The sequence below is a fragment of the Ruegeria sp. AD91A genome (genome assembly GCF_003443535.1).
Classification (GTDB): Bacteria; Pseudomonadota; Alphaproteobacteria; order Rhodobacterales; family Rhodobacteraceae; genus Ruegeria.
In genome coordinates, this window is sequence record NZ_CP031946.1 from 883,442 (window position 1) to 902,327 (window position 18,886).

The following is an 18,886-nucleotide window of genomic DNA, read 5'->3' on the forward strand; positions in this document are numbered from 1 at the left end:
CTGGCCCTGGGATCACGCCTCTACCGGGCGTCGTACCACCACACTTCTGGCATGTATTGCGGACCGTCACCATAGATGGGCAGGGTTTTCGGGTGCTTCAGTTCCTTGACATGCGCAATTCGTCCGATGTCAAAGCTCCAGATCGGGATGACATAGCGGCCTGCTGTCAGTACCCGGTCCAGCGCGCGGGTGGCATCGGTGAAGTCCTCGCGGGTTTTTGAGGCGAGCATGGCATCGATCATTGCGTCAACTGCGGGCGAGGATACGCCCATCAGGTTGCGTGTGCCGGGGGCATCAGCAGTCTCGCTGCCCCAATAAAGACGCTGTTCGTTGCCAGGAGACAGAGAAAGCGCCCGGCGGAACGTCGTGACGTCAAAGTCCAGTTCAGAGGTGCGTCCGACATATTGGGCATTGTCGACTTGTTCCGTCGTGACCTGAATGCCAAGGCGTTCCAGCGCGCGGGAATAGATCTCGACCACTGTTGCCATCTCGCTGTCGCCCTGTTGAAGCAGGAAAGTCACCTGAAAAGCATCACCATTTCCATTGCGCAGTGCGCCGTCCTGAACGGTCCAACCTGCCTCGGTCAAAAGCTTGGTGGCCTCGCGAAGGTTTGCCCGGTTCCGGGCCGACCCGTCACCCTTCGGCAGCTCATACCCTTCCAACGTGCCTGGCAACAGGATGTCAGCGTAAGGAAGCAACAGGTCTCTTACCTGCCCTTGGGCCGGGCCGGGCTGCATGGCAAGGTCGGACCCCGAGAAATAAGACGCGATCCTTGGTTGGGCGCCACCGGTTACCGTGTCGTTGATGAACTCAAAATTGAAGGCAAGCATCAGCGCTTCGCGCACACGCCAGTCGTCGAACGGGGCCTTTCGTGTATTCATCACGAACCCGGTCATTCCCGAAGGTTTTCCATGCGGAATTTCAGTTTTGATCACATCGCCCCGCTGCACAGCGGGAAAGTTGTATTGCGTGTCCCATTTGTCGGCATTGAATTCACGGACGGCCGACAACTCTCCGGCCTTGAAGGCTTCGAACAAGACGCTGCCGTCGCCGTAGAATTCGATCCGCAGCTCATTAAGGTTCATGGTGCCGCGGCGAAACGGAATGTCGTTCCCCCAATAGTCCGGATTGCGTCGCAGATTCACGTGGCGTCCCGCTTCGTAGCTATCGATCACATAAGGGCCGGTTCCAATCGGCACATCATGCAGTTGCGCGTCAGCGAAGTCCTTTCCCTCCCATTGTGCCTTTTGCAGGATCGGACGCATCCCTGCCAGCAGCGCAAGCTCTCGATCGGGTTCATTGAACGTGATCCTCACCGAGCGCGGGCCTGTTTGTTCGATGTCGTCGATCTTGCCCCAAAGACCGCGATAGCGCAGATGCCCCTGCGTGCCCAAAGTCTCGTAAGACCAGATCACATCATCGATCGTGACCGGGCTGCCGTCGGAAAAACGCGCCTCTTCCCGCAGGGTGAATTCGACCCAGGACCGGTCTGGATCGGTCTCAACTGATTCGGCTAACAGCCCGTAAAGTGTGAAAGGTTCGTCCCAGGATCGCCCCATCAGGCTTTCATGGGTCCAGAAAGGCAATTGCCATGGCGAAGTGCCTTTTTGCAAAAACGGGTTCAGACTGTTAAAGCCGCCCGTGTTTCCGAAAACAGCTTTGCCACCTTTGGGCGCATCCGGGTTCGCATAGGGGAGAGACACAAAATCCGGTGGTAGGGCCGGGTCCCCGTACATAGCTATGCCATGAGACGATTCTGCATGGGCGACAGACATCACGAAAATGCTGGCGATTCCCGCCGCAAGTGATCGAAACGGACGGAGAAATTCCGGGCTCATTTTGGAAACAATCCTGCTCTGGCCTTATTTTGTTGGAGATCATCGTAGTGATGATTTTTCTTATTATCAAACTTTTAGCTTGGACCAAGGCGCAGAATTGCTTATAAAGGTTGCACTGCTCGATAGGTTTCTTGCCTGTATGAAACCTGCCTCAATAACTTAACGCCCGCTTCGTGCGGGCGTTTTTTTGTGCGTCGCGAAGTCTCAGGCCGGGATTCCAATCTGATGTGTTTCCCCGTTTTCTTTGCAGGTGCAGCATGGCATGGTGCGCCTGATTAACGCTTGAGGGAGAATGGACATGAGCCTGTCCGGTAAAACGGCAATCATCACGGGATCAAATTCGGGCATCGGGCTGGGCGTAGCGCGCGAGCTGGCCAAGGCGGGTGCCGATGTGGTTCTGAATTCCTATACGGATCGCGATGAAGATCATGCGCTTGCCGCAGAGATTGCGAAAGAGACCGGAACCAATGCGCGCTACATCAAGGCCGACATGTCCAAGGGCGAGGAATGCCGATCACTGATCGAACAGGCGGGGTCCTGTGATATTCTGGTGAACAATGCTGGTATTCAGCATGTCTCTCCGATCGATAAGTTCCCGGTTGAAAAATGGGACGCAATTATCGCAATCAACATGAACTCGGCCTTTCACACCTCGGCGGCTGCGTTGCCGATGATGCGCAAGGCGGGTTGGGGGCGGGTGGTGAACATCGCCTCGGCCCATGGTCTGACGGCATCCCCTTACAAGGCGGCATATGTTGCGGCCAAGCACGGCGTGGTGGGAATGACCAAGACCGTAGCGCTGGAAACCGCGCAGGAACCGATCACCTGCAATGCCATCTGCCCGGGCTACGTTCTGACGCCGCTGGTCGAGGCGCAGATCCCCGACACGATGAAAGAATACAACATGAGCCGCGAGGATGTGGTGAAGAACATTCTTTTGGAACGGCAACCCTCCAAGGAGTTCGCCACCGTCGAGCAATTGGGTGGAACGACTATCTTCCTGTGTTCGGACGCGGCGGCTCAGATCACCGGAACCACAATTTCAGTCGATGGTGGCTGGACAGCACTTTGAGGTTTAAAGGGGGCCATTGCCCTCATTCCCCCGAAGCATTCTTTTGCAGAGACGAAGGGGCAGCGACGTGAAACGGATCAATCTGGCTTTGCAGGGGGGTGGCGCGCATGGCGCGTTCACTTGGGGTGTGCTTGACCGGCTGCTGGATGAGGAAGACATCGAGGTCGCTGCCATCACCGGAACTTCCGCAGGGGCGCTGAACGCAGCGGCGTACAAGTCGGGAATGGTTCATTCAGGGCGCGAAGGAGCGCGGGCGCGCCTGGACGGGTTGTGGCAGCGAATGGGCGCGATTGGCGACATGCGTTTCGCCAACTGGTTTCGCGGCCTGGAACCGGCGACCATTGCGCAGGCGATGGAATATTCGGTACCGTTTTCAATCGGGGATGCGTGGTCGCGAATGGTGTCGCCCTATGCGTATGGGCCGTTCTACAGCAACCCGCTGGAACCGGTGGTGGACAGGTTCAATTTTGACGAGATTTGCGCGGAAGAAGGCCCGCGCCTTTTCGTGTGTGCCACTTGCGTACGCAGCGGCAAGATCCGCGTCTTTACCGGCGACGAGATCAGCACGGACGCTATCCTGGCCTCGGCCTGTTTACCGACCCTGTTCAAGGCGGTTGAGATTTTTGATCCGAAAACAAACCGGACCGAAGCCTACTGGGACGGCGGGTATACCGGCAATCCGGCTCTCTATCCGCTGTTCAACGATGATTTGCCGGATGACGTGGTGATCGTGAACATCAATCCGCTGGAGCGCGACGAAGTTCCGGTCACACCGCAGCAAATTCAGAACCGGATCAACGAGATCAGCTTCAACTCATCCCTATTTCGCGAGTTGCGGGCGATCAGCTTTGTCCAACGGTTGCTGAAAGAGGGCAAGCTGACCTCCGGAGAGATGAGCCGCGTTCTAGTTCACATAATTGCAGATAACGAGTTGATGAACAGCCTGTCTGTTGCCACCAAGACCGTGCCCAATCCGGTCATACTGCATAAGCTAAAACAGGCCGGACGGGACGCCGCGGACGGTTTTCTTGCCAAACACAAGGACGATTTGGGGCAGACCAGCACAATTGATCTGCCTGCGATGTTCAGCTGATTACTCGGGTGGCTGGGTCGGATCTTTTCCATTCGGATAGACAAGCCCCGCTGAAATCACCAGTTTGGCTGCGTCTTCGATGCTCATATCCAGCAAGATCACGTCTTCTGCGGGGAAGAACAACAGAAACCCCGACGTCGGGTTGGGCGTCGTGGGTACGAATACGCTCAGCAGCTCTCCGCCGGTTTCGGCACGTTCGCTTACCTCACCCTTGGCGCTGGTGGAGACAAAGCCGATGGCCCAGATCCCGCGACGCGGGTACTGGATCAGGCAGGCTTTTTCAAAAGAACGCTCAGTCTGGGCAAACACCGTTTCCGAAATCTGTTTGATCCCGGAATAGACCGAGCGCACGACGGGCATCCGGTCAACAACACTTTCGGCGAAGTGGATCAGGGAACGGCCCAGAATACCCTTGGCGATCCAGCCGACCAGAATGGTGAAGATCAGGAAGATGACCACGCCCACACCGCGCAGGTTGATGCCCACGTACTGTTCTGGCTGGAACTGGTGTGGCACCAGTGGAAGAACCGCGCTATCGATCCAGCCGACCACCGACCAGATCAGCCAGACCGTCAACCAGACAGGCGCAATGACAACGACGCCCGTCAGAAAGGACGCGCGCAGCCGTGAAAGCATGCCTGGGCGGCGGTGAGGTTCTTCGTCGAACGGTGTATTCATGGTGGTTCCGAATGGTTTCCGGAATTAGGTAGTCAATCCACGGCCTTGGTACAATAGGTTAACGTCACCTCTGTTTGACCAGCGCTTGCGCGATCTTTGCCGCCAACCGTGCATTGTTTCGAACAAGGGCGATATTGGCGACCAAGGACCGGCCTTCGGTCTTTTCAAAGATTCGTTGCAGCAGATAGGGGGTCACGGCTTTGCCGGTGATACGATGGGCATCCGCATCTGACTGAGCCTCGGCGATGATCGGGGCCAGTTCCTCGGACGGGATCTGATCAGCGGCCGGGATCGGATTTGCCACCAACTGCCCGCCGGGCAGACCCAGCGCGCGGCGGGTGGAGTGGGCTTTGGCGATGGCGTCGGCACTGTCCATACGAAGGGGCGCGGCAAAGGGCGACTTTGCCGACCAGAACGCAGGAAACTCGTCCTGACCATGTGCAATCACAGGCACGCCCAGCGTTTCCAGAACCTCAAGCGTTTTGGCGAGGTCGAGGATGGCTTTCGCCCCGGCTGCGACGACAGTCACCGGAGTATGCCCAAGCTCGTGCAGATCGGCAGAGATGTCGAACGTGGTCTCGGCACCCTGATGCACGCCGCCGATACCGCCGGTGGCAAAAATCTCGATCCCGGCATAATGCGCGGCGATCATAGTCGCCGCAACGGTGGTGGCCCCGGTGCCACCGGTCGAGATGCACGCTGCCATGTCCGCGCGCGAGATCTTGGCGACAGCTTGAGCCTGACCCAGCCATTGCAGCTGATCCTGCTCCAGCCCCACATGCAATTTGCCTTCGATCACGGCCATTGTCGCAGGAACCGCACCCTCATCTCGGATGTCCTGTTCGACCTGTGCCGCGACCTCGATGTTCTGCGGGTAGGGCATCCCATGGGTGATGATGGTGCTTTCCAGCGCAACGATGGGCAGGCCCGTGTCCTTGGCGGCGCTGACCTCGGCTGAGTATTGAATGTCGATCACAGTGGGGTTTCTCCGGAAACGTAGGTTGCAGCGGCGTGCAGGGCGCGGGCCATAGCCTCGTCAATGGATGCACCGCCGGATTCTGAGGCGATATGGGCCGCCATGAAAGTGTCCCCGGCACCGGTCACGCGTGTGACCAGAACGGCAGGGGGTGTTTGCGTCAGGATATCATCAGAGCTCCCGACGGTGGCTGAATTGCCGCCATCGGTGACCAGAGCGCGCAGCGCGCCACGATCCAGCAGGCCCTTAGCGGCGGATTCGGAGTCGGTGAACTCGCGCTGACACAGGATGCCGGCCTCTTCGAGATTCACGTAAAGCGTGGCGCGTGCGTGTTTCAGGAAGGGTAGCAACCGTTCGGCTTTGCCGGGCGAGGCCGGGGCCACGCGAAGATCAGCGCGAGAGAAAGCAGGGCTTTGAGCAATCTCTTCAAGCAGGTCCAGTGTCAGATTGCCGTCGAGTGCGATTGGGCCTTCAAACGGTGTGTTTTCGTAGCCCAATGGCCCGTGCATCAAGGGGCGTAGTATCTTTGCGCCAGCGGCTTCCAGCGAATGCGCGTCGGCAATCGCCGCGATCAACCCGTTCGCCCCTTCGACAGCCATGTAGCGGTCAGTCGGCAAATCCTGCGAACGATAGAGGTGATCCGTCACCATGCCGAGGCGCGAACAGGCGTGAACCAGTTCGTCACCTTCTGGGTCGCGGCCAATGGCAGTCAGCAGGGTGGGCGTCATGCCAAAGCGTACCAGTGTCATGGCGATGTTCATTGCAACGCCGCCGGGCAGGCGGGTGATCCGGCCCGGCACGTCCGAGCCTTGCCTCATGGCGCTGGCCGATCGGCCGATGACGTCCCACAGGACCGAGCCGATGCACAGGATATTGGTGTTCTGAGTCATACGGGATGTCATGCCGCAGCGGTGGTGCCCGTGCAAGCCGGAACGTTATCGCTATAAGAGATTCCCGATCTGCCGGGGCTGATGTTTCCTTTGGGCTTGCGATCCGTGGCCTTCGCGGGAACAATCGAGAGCAATGATTGGTGATTTGATTTTCCTGTTGGAGCGTTTCGTATGAATGGCCCTGCCTTCCGTGCCATCCTTCGAGTCCTCAAAACCTGCGCCCTGAGTATTATTGTTCTTCTGACTGTGCTTCCTGGATCTGTTAAGGCACAAACCGCCCCACCGACAGTTGTTGATTTCTGGGTCAAAGCTGACACGCTGTTTCTGGAGGTGAAATTGAATGCCGAGGCGATGCTGGCCGGGGCCGACCCGACACAGCCAGAAACCTATTCTGACGATACACAGTACCGATCTCTGCGGCGGATGGTGTCGTCGGAACTGGAACCGCAGATCAGAGACTTTGTTCAGGTCTGGAAGCAAAGCCTTGTGGTCGAAGCGCCTGATCGCCTGGACCTGTCTTATGAAGGTGTGCGTATACCGGTGGTGGGCGACACGGAAAAAGTGCGTGTTTCCAGATTGTTGTTGACTGCCCGTTTGCCGGATCATGCATCGAATCTGCGCCTGACCTGGCCGCAGTACAGCGGGTCAGTCGTTCTTCGTCAGCAAAACGTGATGGCCCCGTATACAGGGTTTCTGACTGCCGGAGAAATCAGCCCACTGATCCCGTTGCAGGGCGGGGCATCGCTGACAACAGAGCAGACACTGCAGACGTATTTCGCAAAGGGGATCAGCCGTTTTGTTCAAAGCCCCCTCAAGCCATCCATCGTTGTTCTGACACTCGTAATGCTGACACTGAGCCTGCGGCCTGTGGTGTCTCAGGTGGCGTTTTTGGCAGCAGGAGTTTTTATCGGGCTCGGGTTGGGCACGTACGGCGTGCTGGACGTGCCAGAAAATGTGCAGGACCAGGCGTTGGTGGCCTCGATCATCATTCTGGCGCTATGGAACCTGGTAGCCCGGCACTTGCAGGTCTGGCGACTGTTGGCTGTGCTTGCCGCAGGTTGTGTTCAAGGATTAGCACTGGCTTCGGATTTGACAAGGATCGGGGTGCCGCCCGATCATCTGGCCCCGGCTGTTTTTGGGTTTGGCGTCGGAAATACACTGCCTGTCATCCTTGTGGCTGTTCTGACCTTTGCCTGCGCGCTTTTGGTTGCTGGCGGGTCACACAGAACACGAGGCCGGATTTCGGTTCTGGCCTCGATGCTGATCGCCGGAATCGGCGTGTATTGGATGGCTGAACCCTGGTTGCTGGCTTAAGACATCGCCGCCAGCAGCGTGTTCAGCGCGCCCAGCGGGTCGTCGCTGCCCCAGATTTCGTCGCCGATACCGAAGAAATCGGTGCAGGGGGCCAGATCACGGATCAGCTCGGGCGTCAGACTGCCTTCGGCCACGACCGGGACCTCGATCATCTGGGACCACCATTGGAACAGATCCTTGTCGGCGCGGGTTCCGTCCCCCAACGTGGCGGTTCCGACGGGTCCGAAGGCCACGTAATCCGCGCCGTGTTCGCCCGCCGTCATGCCGTCATGGCTGGACGCGCCGCAGAAGCTGCCGACAATCGCATCGGTGCCCAGTTCCTTGCGCGCGGCGCGGACCGAGCGTGCGCCGTCGTCCAGATGCACCCCGTCCAGCCCTAGACGTTGCGCCAGCAGCACGTGGTTCGAGATCACGATGGCCACGTCGCGGGCGTGGGCCACTTCGCGGCAGGCATCAGCGGCACGGGCGATGGTGTCTTCGTCGTTGCCAGCCAGCGCCAGGCGGATGCAGGCGATCTCGGCCCCGTCCAGAACCGATGCCAGTTTGCCGGGGAACGTGCTCAGCTCGATCGTCGGAGGCGTTATCAGGTAAATCTGCGGCTGCTCGGGGGTGTCCATGGGCGCGTCCTTCGGGTTTCAGTCTTTGGCGCGGTTTAGCGGATTGCGGCGGGGAAGCAAACTTTTATGGCTGAGGCCGCGCAAATAACACCCCCAGCGCCTTGCCCTGCAAGTGCGTGCCGATTACAGCAGGCCAAGTTTTCATAAGGTGAACCATGCCAAGCGACAAATCCCAGCCTTCCTTCGTGCTTGTTCGCCCGCAGATGGGTGAGAATATCGGTGCTGCTGCCCGGGCAATGTGGAACTTTGGACTGGACCGAATGCGCATCGTGGCGCCCCGTGACGGCTGGCCAAACCCCAAGGCAGTGGCGATGTCCAGCGGTGCAGGCCGGTTGCTGGATGAAGCACTGCTGTTTCACGATCTGGCCGGATCGCTGGCCGACAGCACCTTTGTCTTCGCCACCACTGCACGGCAACGCGGGCTGACGAAACCCGTCTACAGCCCCGAGCGCGCCATGCAGATCGCTGCTGAAAAAGTCGCGGCGGGCGAAAAGGTTGCGGTTCTGTTCGGCCCCGAACGTGCGGGGTTGGAGAACGAAGACATCGCCAAGGCAAACGCAATCATTTCGGTGCCGGTGAACCCGGAATACGCGTCGCTGAACCTGGGCCAATGCGTTTTGCTGACCGCTTATGAGTGGATGCGCCAGACTGGCGACGTGGTGCATGAATCTACAGATCTGGGCAAAGGTGACTGGGCCACGGGGATCGAGGTTGAAAAACTGGTCGAGCACTACGAGGACCGGTTGGAAGAAGCCGGGTTCTTCTATCCCCCCGAAAAGGCCGAGGGCATGAAAACCAACCTGCGCAATCTGTGGTCGCGGATGCGGATGACGCGGGCCGATGTGCAGATGCTGCACGGGATCATGCGGCAGATGGTCCGCTGGAAAGACAAAGGCTGAGGCTGGACCTATCTTCCGCCACACCCTAGCTTGCGACGAAATCAGGACATGAGGACAGCATGAGCGGTAAGCGCAGCATCTTCGAAGAGGTCTCGGACACGGAAAAACAACAGGCGGTTCAACCCGGTATGATCGACCGGGGGCGCGGCGGCGCACGCAAGGCGATCCGCGTTTGGCTGATGATCCTGTTTGCCTTGGTCGTCGCGATGATCGCAGTCGGAGGCCTGACGCGCCTGACCGACAGCGGTCTTTCGATCACCGAATGGCGCCCGATCACCGGAGCCATCCCGCCAATGATCGACGCGGACTGGCAGGCTGAATTCGACAAATACAAGCAGATTGACCAGTGGCGCATCCAGAACCAGTGGATGGAGCTGAGTGACTTCAAAACTATCTACTGGTGGGAATGGGGCCACCGCCAATTGGGCCGCGTGATCGGGCTGGTCTGGGCCATCGGGTTCTTTGGCTTTCTTGTCGCGCGCAAGGTACCCACGGGTTGGACCGGCAAGCTGCTGATCCCGGGCCTGTTGGGCGGCGTTCAGGGCGCGGTCGGTTGGTGGATGGTCGCCTCGGGCGTGACGCAGGGCGAGGGCATGACAGCCGTTGCCAGTTATCGTCTGGCCACGCATCTGGGGCTAGCCTTCGTAATTCTGGGCTTCCTGGCGTGGTATATCTTTGAGCTTGGCCGCGATGAACGTGACCTGATGCAGGCGCGTCGTGCCAAAGAGGCAAAACTGTTCTCGCTTGCGACTGGCCTGATGCATTTCGCTTTTTTGCAAATACTCATCGGCGCGCTGGTCGCCGGGATCGACGCCGGAAGGTCTTACACCGACTGGCCGTTGATTGGGGGGCAATTGTTGCCACCGGATGCCACTGCTTTGGTGCCGGTGTGGCGAAACTTCTTTGAAAGCCCCGGACTGGTGCAGTTCATTCACCGCTGTGCCGGTTACCTGCTGTTTATCTTTGCCATTGTCGTGTGGCGGCGTGGCAACGCCAGCGCGCATCCGCAGACACGCTTTGCCTTCAATGCAGCTTTTGCTGCGCTGTCGTTGCAGGTCGTAGTCGGCATCGTGACCGTAGTTTACGGAGCACCATGGCAGATCGCCATATTCCACCAATTCATGGCCGTTGTCGTCTGGACCCTGATCCTGCGCGCACGATTCCTGACAGCCTATCCAATCGCAACATCTGTGCGCGGAGTTTGAAAATATGACCGCTTTCAACGAACTGATGGCTTTTCAACGTGAAACCTCGGCTTTGGGCCAGATCGCGGGTCGGCTTGGCTGGGACCAGGAAACCGTCATGCCGCGCGGGGCTGCACCTCAGCGTGCCGAAGAAATGGCCGCTATCGAGGCGGTCCTTCACGCACGCCGATCGGATCCACGCGTTGCAGAGTGGCTGGATCAGGCTGCCCCACAGGATGAAGTCGGTAAGGCGCAACTGCGCGAAATCCGGCGCGCCTATGATCGGGCAGTCAAGGTGCCTGCCGATCTGGCTACGGCGATTGCCCGAATTACGTCCGCCGCACAGGGAACCTGGGCCCAGGCGCGCGCGGACGAAGATGTCTCGGCGTTCCTTCCGGTGCTGGAAGAGGTCGTATCGCTGAAGCGTCAGGAAGGTGAGGCGCTGGCGCAGGGCGGAGATGTCTATGACGCCATGGTTGAAGATTACGAACCCTATACGACTGGCGCTCAGATCGCGGCCATTTTCGACGAGATGCGCCCGCGTCTGGTGGCCTTGCGCGCGGCCGTTCTGGATCGCCCGGAACCTGCTGCGCTGAGCGGCAGCTTTGATGAGATGACCCAGATGCAGCTTGCGCAAAAGCTGGCGGTCGCTTTCGGCTATGACCTCAACAACGGCCGTGTGGATAAGGCGGTTCACCCGTTCAGCTCGGGCTCGGGTCTTGATGTGCGCATCACCACGCGAACCAGCGAAACAGACCCGTTCAACTGCTTTTATTCAACCATTCACGAGGTCGGCCACGCCGCTTACGAACAGGGGATCGACCGCGACTACCTGCTGACGCCACTGGGGTGCGGCGTGTCCATGGGCGTGCATGAAAGTCAAAGTCGGATCTATGAAAACCAGCTCGGCCGTTCCCGTGCCTTTACGGGCTGGTTATTCGATCAGATGAATGGCGCATTCGGCGATTTCGGAATTGCCGATGCCGACGCTTTCTACGCCACTGTCAACCGGGTTCACAACGGCTATATCCGCACCGAAGCGGACGAGGTCCAGTATAACCTGCATATCATGCTGCGGTTCGATCTGGAGCGCGCGCTGATGGCCGGAGACTTGCAGGTCAGCGAACTTGAGGCGGCGTGGAACGACCGCTTCAAGGCTGACTTCGGCTATGCGGTGGACAAGCCGTCGAACGGCTGTTTGCAGGATGTGCATTGGTCGGTCGGGCTGTTTGGTTACTTTCCGACCTACTCGCTGGGCAACGTCTATGCTGGATGCCTGTATCAGGCCCTGCGCGGCGGCGTGCCCGATCTGGATGCGCAACTGGCAGAAGGCGACACATCTGGCGCAACTGCTTGGCTGCGCGAACACGTCCAGCAGCACGGCGGGCTTTATGCCCCGCGCGAGATTATCCGACGGGCAAGCGGCATTGAGCCGGGACCCGAACCTTTGCTGGGATATCTGGAACAGAAGTTTAGCGCGATATATGGGCTGTGAAAGCACGGAGCGGCAACTGAACGGTAAGGCTCATTGCTCTTGGCATTGCAGCAATGGCTCTGGTTTTAGCACTCAAACCAGCGCGACCTACGGATAGCTTCTCACATCTGTATCAAGCACAGGGATGTGATGGCCTAGTACCCCTTGTATGGTTTCCAGGCGACAATACAATGTATTGATTCCCAAGGGCGAAGGACAATTTCCGGCCGTGATCTTTCTTCATGGATCCCGCGGAACGGGGCAAAAGGCTATCCAAAGTGCATTTCCCGTCAAGTCGATACTGGAACTCGGGTATGCCATCGTCGCTCCGACCGCGCTGGAAATTGAGTACCAAAACGGCCCGGGCACAGGATGGGTTTGGAATGACGCATATTATGGCCGGCATGATTTTGAGTTCATTGCGAAAGTGCTTGAGGACGTTTTAGCTCGATCCCCCATTGATCCGGCGCAGATCGTAACCACTGGCCATTCCCGAGGTGAATCCTTCGCTTGGTAACTTGCCTGTGCAGATGTTGACCCACGTCTGAAGGCTTTTGCCCTCGTTGCTGGAACACCAGTGCGCGGCGAACCTGGGAAACGTGCGTCAGCAGATTTCGATTTCAACATGTACTTTAGCCATGGTTATGACGACACAGTTATTCCTTTCGCGGGTTCCGGGTCTTCGTGGTCTGGTCCAGGATATATGGGGGCAGTGGAAGCCACACTAAGGCTTGGGGTCTCTGCGGGCTGTAAAAGGGATAAAGTCGTTGCGCAGGATAGCTATGATCAGCGCGTTCTGAGCGATTGTGATACTGGTTCGATCATTTCTGTTATCGGCGATGAGGTCGGGCATGGCGTTCCAAATGGCTGGAGCGATCTGATGCTTGACTGGTTTGAGAAAGCGAGCGCTTTGGAATAGGGCGCTTCCAAAACAAAACGGGTCTGGTGAAGACGGAGAGATGGTCGCGGGACATGCCGCGCAATTTGTCTTCGGCTTCACGCGGAATACTATTTTCGGGCGTCGCCAACTTTCGTTTTACGTAAACTTTTTCCCGAACAAATACGCACAGGTTAACCTAAACGACCTGAAACAGTTCAATTCGCGCCGCGACCGCTGCAAAGAACAAAACGCTGCCCAGCAGCACAAATACATGCCAGATCGTGTTGTGGAACGGCAGCCAGTCCAGCAGGTAGAAGGCGACCCCTGCCGTGTACACGAGCCCTCCGGCAATCATCAGTGTAACGATCGTAGGCGACAGGTCTGCCAACATGGATTGCCCGGCCCAGACCACCGCCCAACCCATCAATAGGTATAGCGCAAGCCCGAACCAGCGGAACCGGTTTGGGTCCAGCATCTTGAGAACCGACCCAAGTGTTGCCGAAGACCACAATCCGAGTAATAGCCCCGGGGGCTGAGCACCGGACAACAGTAGAAACGGTGTGTAGGTCCCTGCGATCTTGACGTAGATGCCGGAATGATCGAGGCGCTGCAGGAACCCGCGCCATTCCTCGTTTTCGACCATGTTATACAAGGCGGAAAACGTGAGCATGAGTATCAGCGTCACCCCGTAAACAGAGGCACCCAGAACCGCAGATTGATCATACCGGTAATAGATGGTCATTGTGATCAGAAGTGGTACGGCAACCAACGCACTTGAGACACCGAGCACATGGACCACCCCGTCGCTGATACGTTCCGTGCGACTGTAAGCTGGTCGGATATGCGCAAATGACCACATAAGAAAAAGCTAGGCGGCAGAATGGCTTCGGGCAAGCGGATCATCCCGAGAGTTGTCGATATCGTGATCCAGAATGACAAAACGCCCGCAGAGCGAGCGTTTTGTTTCAGATCCGTAATTGAGCGTGAGGGTTATTCTTCGGTTTCCTCATCACCCTGATCAGCGATCCAGGCAACGCTGACGACCACTTCGCCCTTTCCGGTATTGAAGACTTTCACGCCACCTGCCGAGCGGGAGCGGAAGGAAATACCTTCCACCGGAACCCGGATCGATTGGCCTTTGGATGTCGCCAGCATGATCTGGTCGTCGAGTTCAACCGGGAAAGAAGCCACCAGTTCTCCGCCGCGCATCGCCTTGTCCATCGCGGCAACACCCATGCCGCCTCGTCCGCGGACAGGGTAGTCGTGACTGGAACTCAGCTTGCCCGCACCGCCGGCAGTGATGGTCAGGATCAGGTTTTCCGCCGCTGACATCTCGGCGTACCGCTCCTGCGGCAGCAGGCTGTCGGCATTGCCTTCTTCATCGTCCGTCTCACCATCGTCGGTGACACCGGCTACGGCGCGGCGCATCTTGAGGTACGCGGCACGCTCGTCTGAGTCAGCTTCGAAGTGGCGGATCACCGACATCGAGACCACGCGGTCGCCGTTGCTCAGTTTGATGCCACGCACACCGGTCGACTCGCGCGAGTTGAAGACGCGCACATCCGTAGTCCGGAAGCGGATGGCCCGACCTGAGTTGGTCACAAGCATCACGTCTTCATCTTCCGAACAGATGCGCGCATTCACCAGTTCCACGCCTTCAGGCAGTTTCATTGCGATCTTGCCGTTTCGGCGGACGTTGGTGAAATCCGACAGGCGGTTGCGGCGCACGTCACCCGCGCTGGTGGCGAAGATGATCTGAAGGTTCTCCCACTCTTCATCCGGCACATCGACAGGCATGATCGCGGCGATGGAAACCCCGGTTGGGATCGGCAGGATATTGACGATCGCCTTGCCCTTGCCGGTACGGCTGGACTGCGGCAAGCGCCAGGTCTTGAGCTTGTAGACCATGCCTTCAGTAGTGAAGAACAACAGCTGGGTATGTGTGTTCGCCACGAAGAGGTTGGTCACAACATCCTCTTCCTTGGTCTGCATCCCAGAAAGGCCCTTGCCGCCACGTTTTTGCGCACGGAAATCGGCAAGCGGCGTACGCTTGATGTAGCCGCCCGAGGTGACGGTTACGACCATGTCCTCACGCTCGATCAGGTCCTCGTCTTCCATGTCGCCGGACCAGTCGACGATTTCGGTGCGACGCGGGACGGCGAATTGCTCGCGGACGCTGCGCAGCTCATCACCGATGATCGACATGATGCGTTCGCGCGAAGACAGAATATCAAGGTATTCCTTGATCTTACCAGCCAGTTCTTCCAGCTCGTCGGTGACTTCCTTGACGCCAATTTGGGTCAGGCGTTGCAGTCGAAGATCAAGGATTGCGCGGGCCTGAACCTCGGTCAGGTTGTAGGTTCCGTCGTCGTTCATCTTGGACAGCGGATCGTCGATCAGGCGCAGATAGCTTTCGATCTCGGATGCGGGCCAGCGGCGGGTCATCAGCTTTTCGCGCGCTTCAGCAGCATCTGCCGACGAACGGATCGTCGCGACCACTTCATCGACGTTGGATACCGCCACGGCCAGACCACACAGAATGTGGCTGCGTTCGCGGGCCTTGCGCAGGTCGTATGCGGTACGTCGCGCGACAACATCCTCGCGGAAGTCGATAAACGAGGTCAGGAACCGGCGCAGTGTCAGTTGCTCGGGCCGGCCACCATTCAGCGCCAGCATGTTGCAGCCGAACGAAGTCTGCATCGGCGAGAAGCGGAAAAGTTGGTTCAGCACCACTTCAGGCGTGGCATCCCGTTTCAGTTCCACTACGACACGAACACCGTTGCGGTCGGACTCATCCTGTACGTGACTGACGCCTTCGATGCGTTTCTCGCGCACGGCTTCAGCGATCTTTTCGATCATCGCGGCCTTGTTCACCTGATAGGGAATCTCATCAACCACAATGGCGTAACGGTCTTTACGGATCTCTTCGACGCGGGTCTTAGAGCGGATGATGACGCTGCCGCGCCCCTCAAGATACGCTTTGCGCGCGCCGGACCGTCCCAGCATAACGGCGCCGGTCGGGAAATCGGGACCGGGGACATATTCGATCAGTTGTTCTGACGTCAGGTCCGGGTCGTCGATCAGTGCCAGCGTGGCATCGACCACTTCGCCCAGATTGTGCGGCGGAATGTTGGTCGCCATACCCACGGCGATACCACCGGCACCGTTGACGAGCATGTTTGGGAAACGGGCGGGCAAGACGGTCGGTTCCCGGTCCTTGCCATCGTAGTTGTCCTGAAAATCGACCGTTTCTTTTTCGATATCCGCCAGCAGGGCGCTTGCGGGCTTGTCCATTCGCACTTCGGTATATCGCATGGCCGCCGGGTTGTCGCCGTCCATCGAGCCAAAGTTGCCCTGTCCATCCAGCAAGGGCAGCGACATCGAGAAATCCTGTGCCATCCGCACCAACGCGTCATAGATCGCGCTGTCACCGTGTGGGTGGTATTTACCCATCACATCGCCAACCGGACGGGCCGATTTGCGATAAGATTTGTCGTGGGTGTTTCCGGTTTCGTGCATCGCATACAGGATGCGGCGGTGAACCGGTTTCAGCCCATCACGCAGATCGGGGATCGCGCGGCTGACGATGACCGACATGGCATAGTCCAGGTAGGAGGTGCGCATCTCGGATTCGATGGAGACCGTCGGGCCGTCGTAGACAGGGCGCTCGGGCGGGATTTCGTCCATGTTTTCAGGAATTTCTGGCGTATCGCTCACGTAAACTGCCCGTATATTGTGCTGGGTCTATATCTTGTGGATGCACCTTATCAGACCCGGCACATAAGGTGCAAGCAAGCAGCGTTTCCTGAGGCTGAAATCCTCGGTAACACCCAAGTAACATATTGTTATCTAAGAATTAGGAAGTTTTCGTGCTAACCTGAAGACATCTTGCAACAAACCGGAGGTCTGCATGAAGACAAGCGAAACAGAATTGATGCTCAAGGGCTATGGTCTGACAACGGCTGAATTTTTCTACCATATGCCCGATTATATCCACGTCCTGAATACCTTCATCTGGCAGGAATACGACCTTGCGCCGGATCATCCCAAGCTGTTCGAATTCATCGAGTTTTGGCAGCGAGAGATCGAAGGGCCGCTGCATTCGGTCAAATTCACTCACCGCAAGATGATTGCGCCGGGTGAGTGGCGCAACATGGTCGGTGAGTTTCGCGTGAACTGAGCGGTCGGCTAAGTTTGCCTGAACGTCGGAAATCCCGTTCTCATTTGAGGCAAGTCGCGTATGGTGGCAGCCAATCTGTTGGTGTCACAGGAAAACAAATCATGACAAGAGCCTTTCTCTTTGCTGCGGCGCTTATTGCTGCAGCGCTTTGCGTGAACCGCCCTGTTTTTGCAGAAGGTGTTCTGGACAAGATCAAGAAAGGCGCCGAAAGCGTCGGGAACACGATCGACAAAGGTGCCGCCGCCGTCGATGAGACCATCGATTCAACTTCAGAATTGCTGTCCAATGAGGCAACACCGGAGGAAACGCGCGCCAAGCTGGACGCGATGGCAGGCGAAATTCTGGATCAGCTTCTGACGGAGAACCCCGAGGCGCAGGCCCTGTATGACATCAGTGCCGGATATGCGGTGTTCGATTCTCGTAAGGTGACAGTGTTTCCCGTGTCGGCGGGTTATGGCCGTGGCGTTGCAGTGTCAAAAGACACCGGACAGCATACGTATATGAACATGGGGACAGGCGGTGTTGGCGGTGCCATCGGCATCGGCGGTTTCCAGACCAAATTCGTGATCCTGTTCGAAACCTCTACTGATCTGGATAAGTTCATCAGCCAGGGTTACGACGCCACCGCAGAAACAGGGGCCATGTATGGCGAGGATAAAACCGGCGAAACCCTGCGCTTTACCGATGGGCGCTCGTTCTTTGTTCTCAACAAAAAGGGGTGGCGCGTATCGGCCGGCGCGTCGGGCACCAAGTTCTGGAAATCGCCCGAGCTGAACTGATCAGCCAGAACAGCTGGCGCCGCCCAAGACACAGAACTTGGCGCAATGAGGGTGGTTCAGATGCACGTCCGACTCGGCTTCGGCAAGGGTATGACCCATCTCGAACTCCGGCTCGTAGGGCAGTAGGGTGCAGGCCAGGACAGCAGGTTTTTCGGCCCCCTTGCGTTTGACCACCATACGGGCGCTGGCGCACATGACGTCGTTGGGGGATTTGCCCAGAATTCCCCAGCAAGCCGTGGTGATTTCGGGGACTTCAACAGTTTCGTCCATTTCGGGGAACAGAACGGTCCGAGCCGGGTTTTGCGGGTCAATATCGAATCCGTGCTCGGCAAAGAATCTGGCATAACCCGTACGGCTTTCCGCCTCTGAATCTCCCCAGACGGTGCGTCCGGCAATGGCCATGTTGAAACCGTGGTCGCGCAACCACTCCATCCCGGCCAAGGTTTTGTCGAAACTACCCTCGCCGCGCTCTTCATCGTGCAGGGCCGGGCGGAAGTGATCGACCGAAATGCGCAAAGTCAACATGTGGTTGAATTCCTTTTGCAACCCCAGCAAGCCTTCGCGCATTTTGCGGCGCATCATCGGAGCCATTGCGTTGGTCAGGATCAGAACCTCGTATCCTCGTTCCAGCGCGGCGCGTGTCATGTCGATCATTTCCGGGTTCATGAACGGCTCACCACCCGTGAACCCGATCTCGCGCACGGGCCAATTGCGAGCTTCGATTTGATCCAGGTAGTCACGAACCTCGTCAGCCGTGATGTAAACCAAAGCATCATTGGTCGGGCTGCTGGCTATGTAGCAACTCACACATTCGATGTTGCACAACGTGCCTGTATTGAACCAAAGGGTTTCGGGGCGTGTCAGGGAAACCGTTGCGCGGGCCTGTCCGTCAGCTGTCACCGATTTGTTTTGAAACTTGCCGTTATTGGCAAGCTGAGGGGCGTTGTCTTTCATTCCCGCATCCGGTTCTTTGAGGTCGTCGTTCTGATCTAGCCCTTCGCCGCCGATTTGG

17 protein-coding genes are annotated in these 18,886 nt (G+C 57.9%); 9 read left to right on the forward strand and 8 right to left on the reverse strand.

From position 1 onward, the window contains the following. Positions 1–20: 20 nt before the first annotated feature. Entirely contained in the window at positions 21–1,838 is a 1,818-nt protein-coding gene (locus D1823_RS04470; protein ID WP_117868797.1) for an extracellular solute-binding protein, read from the reverse strand. Between the two features lie 298 nt (positions 1,839–2,136). Between D1823_RS04470 and D1823_RS04475 the strand changes: the two genes are divergently transcribed. Continuing rightward, positions 2,137–2,910, forward strand: a complete 774-nt coding sequence (locus D1823_RS04475; protein WP_117868798.1) for a 3-hydroxybutyrate dehydrogenase — start codon at positions 2,137–2,139, stop codon at positions 2,908–2,910. A gap of 67 nt (positions 2,911–2,977) precedes the next feature. Beyond that, complete coding sequence (locus tag D1823_RS04480) at positions 2,978–4,003, forward strand: patatin-like phospholipase family protein (protein WP_117868799.1); 1,026 nt, start codon at positions 2,978–2,980, stop codon at positions 4,001–4,003. Here D1823_RS04480 and D1823_RS04485 read toward each other — a convergent pair whose 3' ends face one another. The 3 genes from D1823_RS04485 to D1823_RS04495 form a co-directional block, all read right to left on the reverse strand. Beyond that, complete coding sequence (locus D1823_RS04485) at positions 4,004–4,681, reverse strand: DUF502 domain-containing protein (RefSeq protein WP_117868800.1); 678 nt, start codon at positions 4,679–4,681, stop codon at positions 4,004–4,006. Between the two features lie 64 nt (positions 4,682–4,745). Then, entirely contained in the window at positions 4,746–5,657 is a 912-nt protein-coding gene (locus tag D1823_RS04490; protein ID WP_117868801.1) for a pseudouridine-5'-phosphate glycosidase, read from the reverse strand. After that, positions 5,654–6,547 (reverse strand): PfkB family carbohydrate kinase, encoded by an 894-nt coding sequence (locus tag D1823_RS04495; protein WP_117868802.1) that lies wholly within the window; start codon positions 6,545–6,547, stop codon positions 5,654–5,656. The genes D1823_RS04490 and D1823_RS04495 overlap by 4 nt, the downstream gene beginning before the upstream one ends. Positions 6,548–6,718: 171 nt before the next feature. Here D1823_RS04495 and D1823_RS04500 point away from each other — a divergent pair, with 171 nt between their 5' ends. Further along, positions 6,719–7,861, forward strand: coding sequence for a HupE/UreJ family protein (locus D1823_RS04500; RefSeq protein ID WP_117868803.1), 1,143 nt, complete (start codon positions 6,719–6,721; stop codon positions 7,859–7,861). On the opposite strand, the gene D1823_RS04505 is transcribed toward D1823_RS04500, so the two are convergent. After that, positions 7,858–8,478, reverse strand: coding sequence for a thiamine phosphate synthase (locus D1823_RS04505; RefSeq protein WP_117868804.1), 621 nt, complete (start codon positions 8,476–8,478; stop codon positions 7,858–7,860). The genes D1823_RS04500 and D1823_RS04505 overlap by 4 nt on opposite strands. A gap of 155 nt (positions 8,479–8,633) precedes the next feature. On the opposite strand from D1823_RS04505, the gene D1823_RS04510 reads away from it, so the two are divergent. The 4 genes from D1823_RS04510 (at position 8,634) to D1823_RS04530 (ending at position 12,954) form a co-directional block, all read left to right on the forward strand. Continuing rightward, complete coding sequence (locus D1823_RS04510; protein ID WP_117868805.1) at positions 8,634–9,377, forward strand: RNA methyltransferase; 744 nt, start codon at positions 8,634–8,636, stop codon at positions 9,375–9,377. Positions 9,378–9,436: 59 nt separating this feature from the next. Continuing rightward, the gene (gene ctaA / locus D1823_RS04515) at positions 9,437–10,582 is read left to right on the forward strand and encodes a heme A synthase (RefSeq protein WP_117868806.1); all 1,146 of its coding nucleotides are present in this window, start codon (positions 9,437–9,439) and stop codon (positions 10,580–10,582) included. Positions 10,583–10,586: 4 nt separating this feature from the next. After that, entirely contained in the window at positions 10,587–12,056 is a 1,470-nt protein-coding gene (locus D1823_RS04520; RefSeq protein ID WP_117868807.1) for a carboxypeptidase M32, read from the forward strand. 556 nt (positions 12,057–12,612) lie between these two features. Then, a complete protein-coding gene (locus D1823_RS04530) occupies positions 12,613–12,954 on the forward strand; it encodes a hypothetical protein (protein WP_117868809.1) in 342 nt (113 codons plus the stop codon). 157 nt (positions 12,955–13,111) lie between these two features. Here the strand turns inward: D1823_RS04530 and D1823_RS04535 are convergent, their stop codons facing one another. Together D1823_RS04535 and gyrA are read right to left on the reverse strand one after the other, a co-directional pair. Beyond that, entirely contained in the window at positions 13,112–13,774 is a 663-nt protein-coding gene (locus tag D1823_RS04535; RefSeq protein ID WP_117868810.1) for a hemolysin III family protein, read from the reverse strand. A gap of 131 nt (positions 13,775–13,905) precedes the next feature. Then, positions 13,906–16,632: a DNA gyrase subunit A gene (gene gyrA, locus D1823_RS04540; protein WP_117868811.1), complete on the reverse strand. Its 2,727-nt coding sequence runs from the start codon at positions 16,630–16,632 to the stop codon at positions 13,906–13,908. A gap of 193 nt (positions 16,633–16,825) precedes the next feature. Here gyrA and D1823_RS04545 point away from each other — a divergent pair, with 193 nt between their 5' ends. Further along, positions 16,826–17,095, forward strand: a complete 270-nt coding sequence (locus D1823_RS04545; RefSeq protein WP_117868812.1) for an usg protein — start codon at positions 16,826–16,828, stop codon at positions 17,093–17,095. Between the two features lie 101 nt (positions 17,096–17,196). Beyond that, positions 17,197–17,874 (forward strand): hypothetical protein, encoded by a 678-nt coding sequence (locus tag D1823_RS04550; protein ID WP_117868813.1) that lies wholly within the window; start codon positions 17,197–17,199, stop codon positions 17,872–17,874. On the opposite strand, the gene D1823_RS04555 is transcribed toward D1823_RS04550, so the two are convergent. Further along, positions 17,875–18,828 (reverse strand): radical SAM protein, encoded by a 954-nt coding sequence (locus D1823_RS04555; RefSeq protein WP_117872737.1) that lies wholly within the window; start codon positions 18,826–18,828, stop codon positions 17,875–17,877. Positions 18,829–18,886 lie beyond the last annotated feature (58 nt).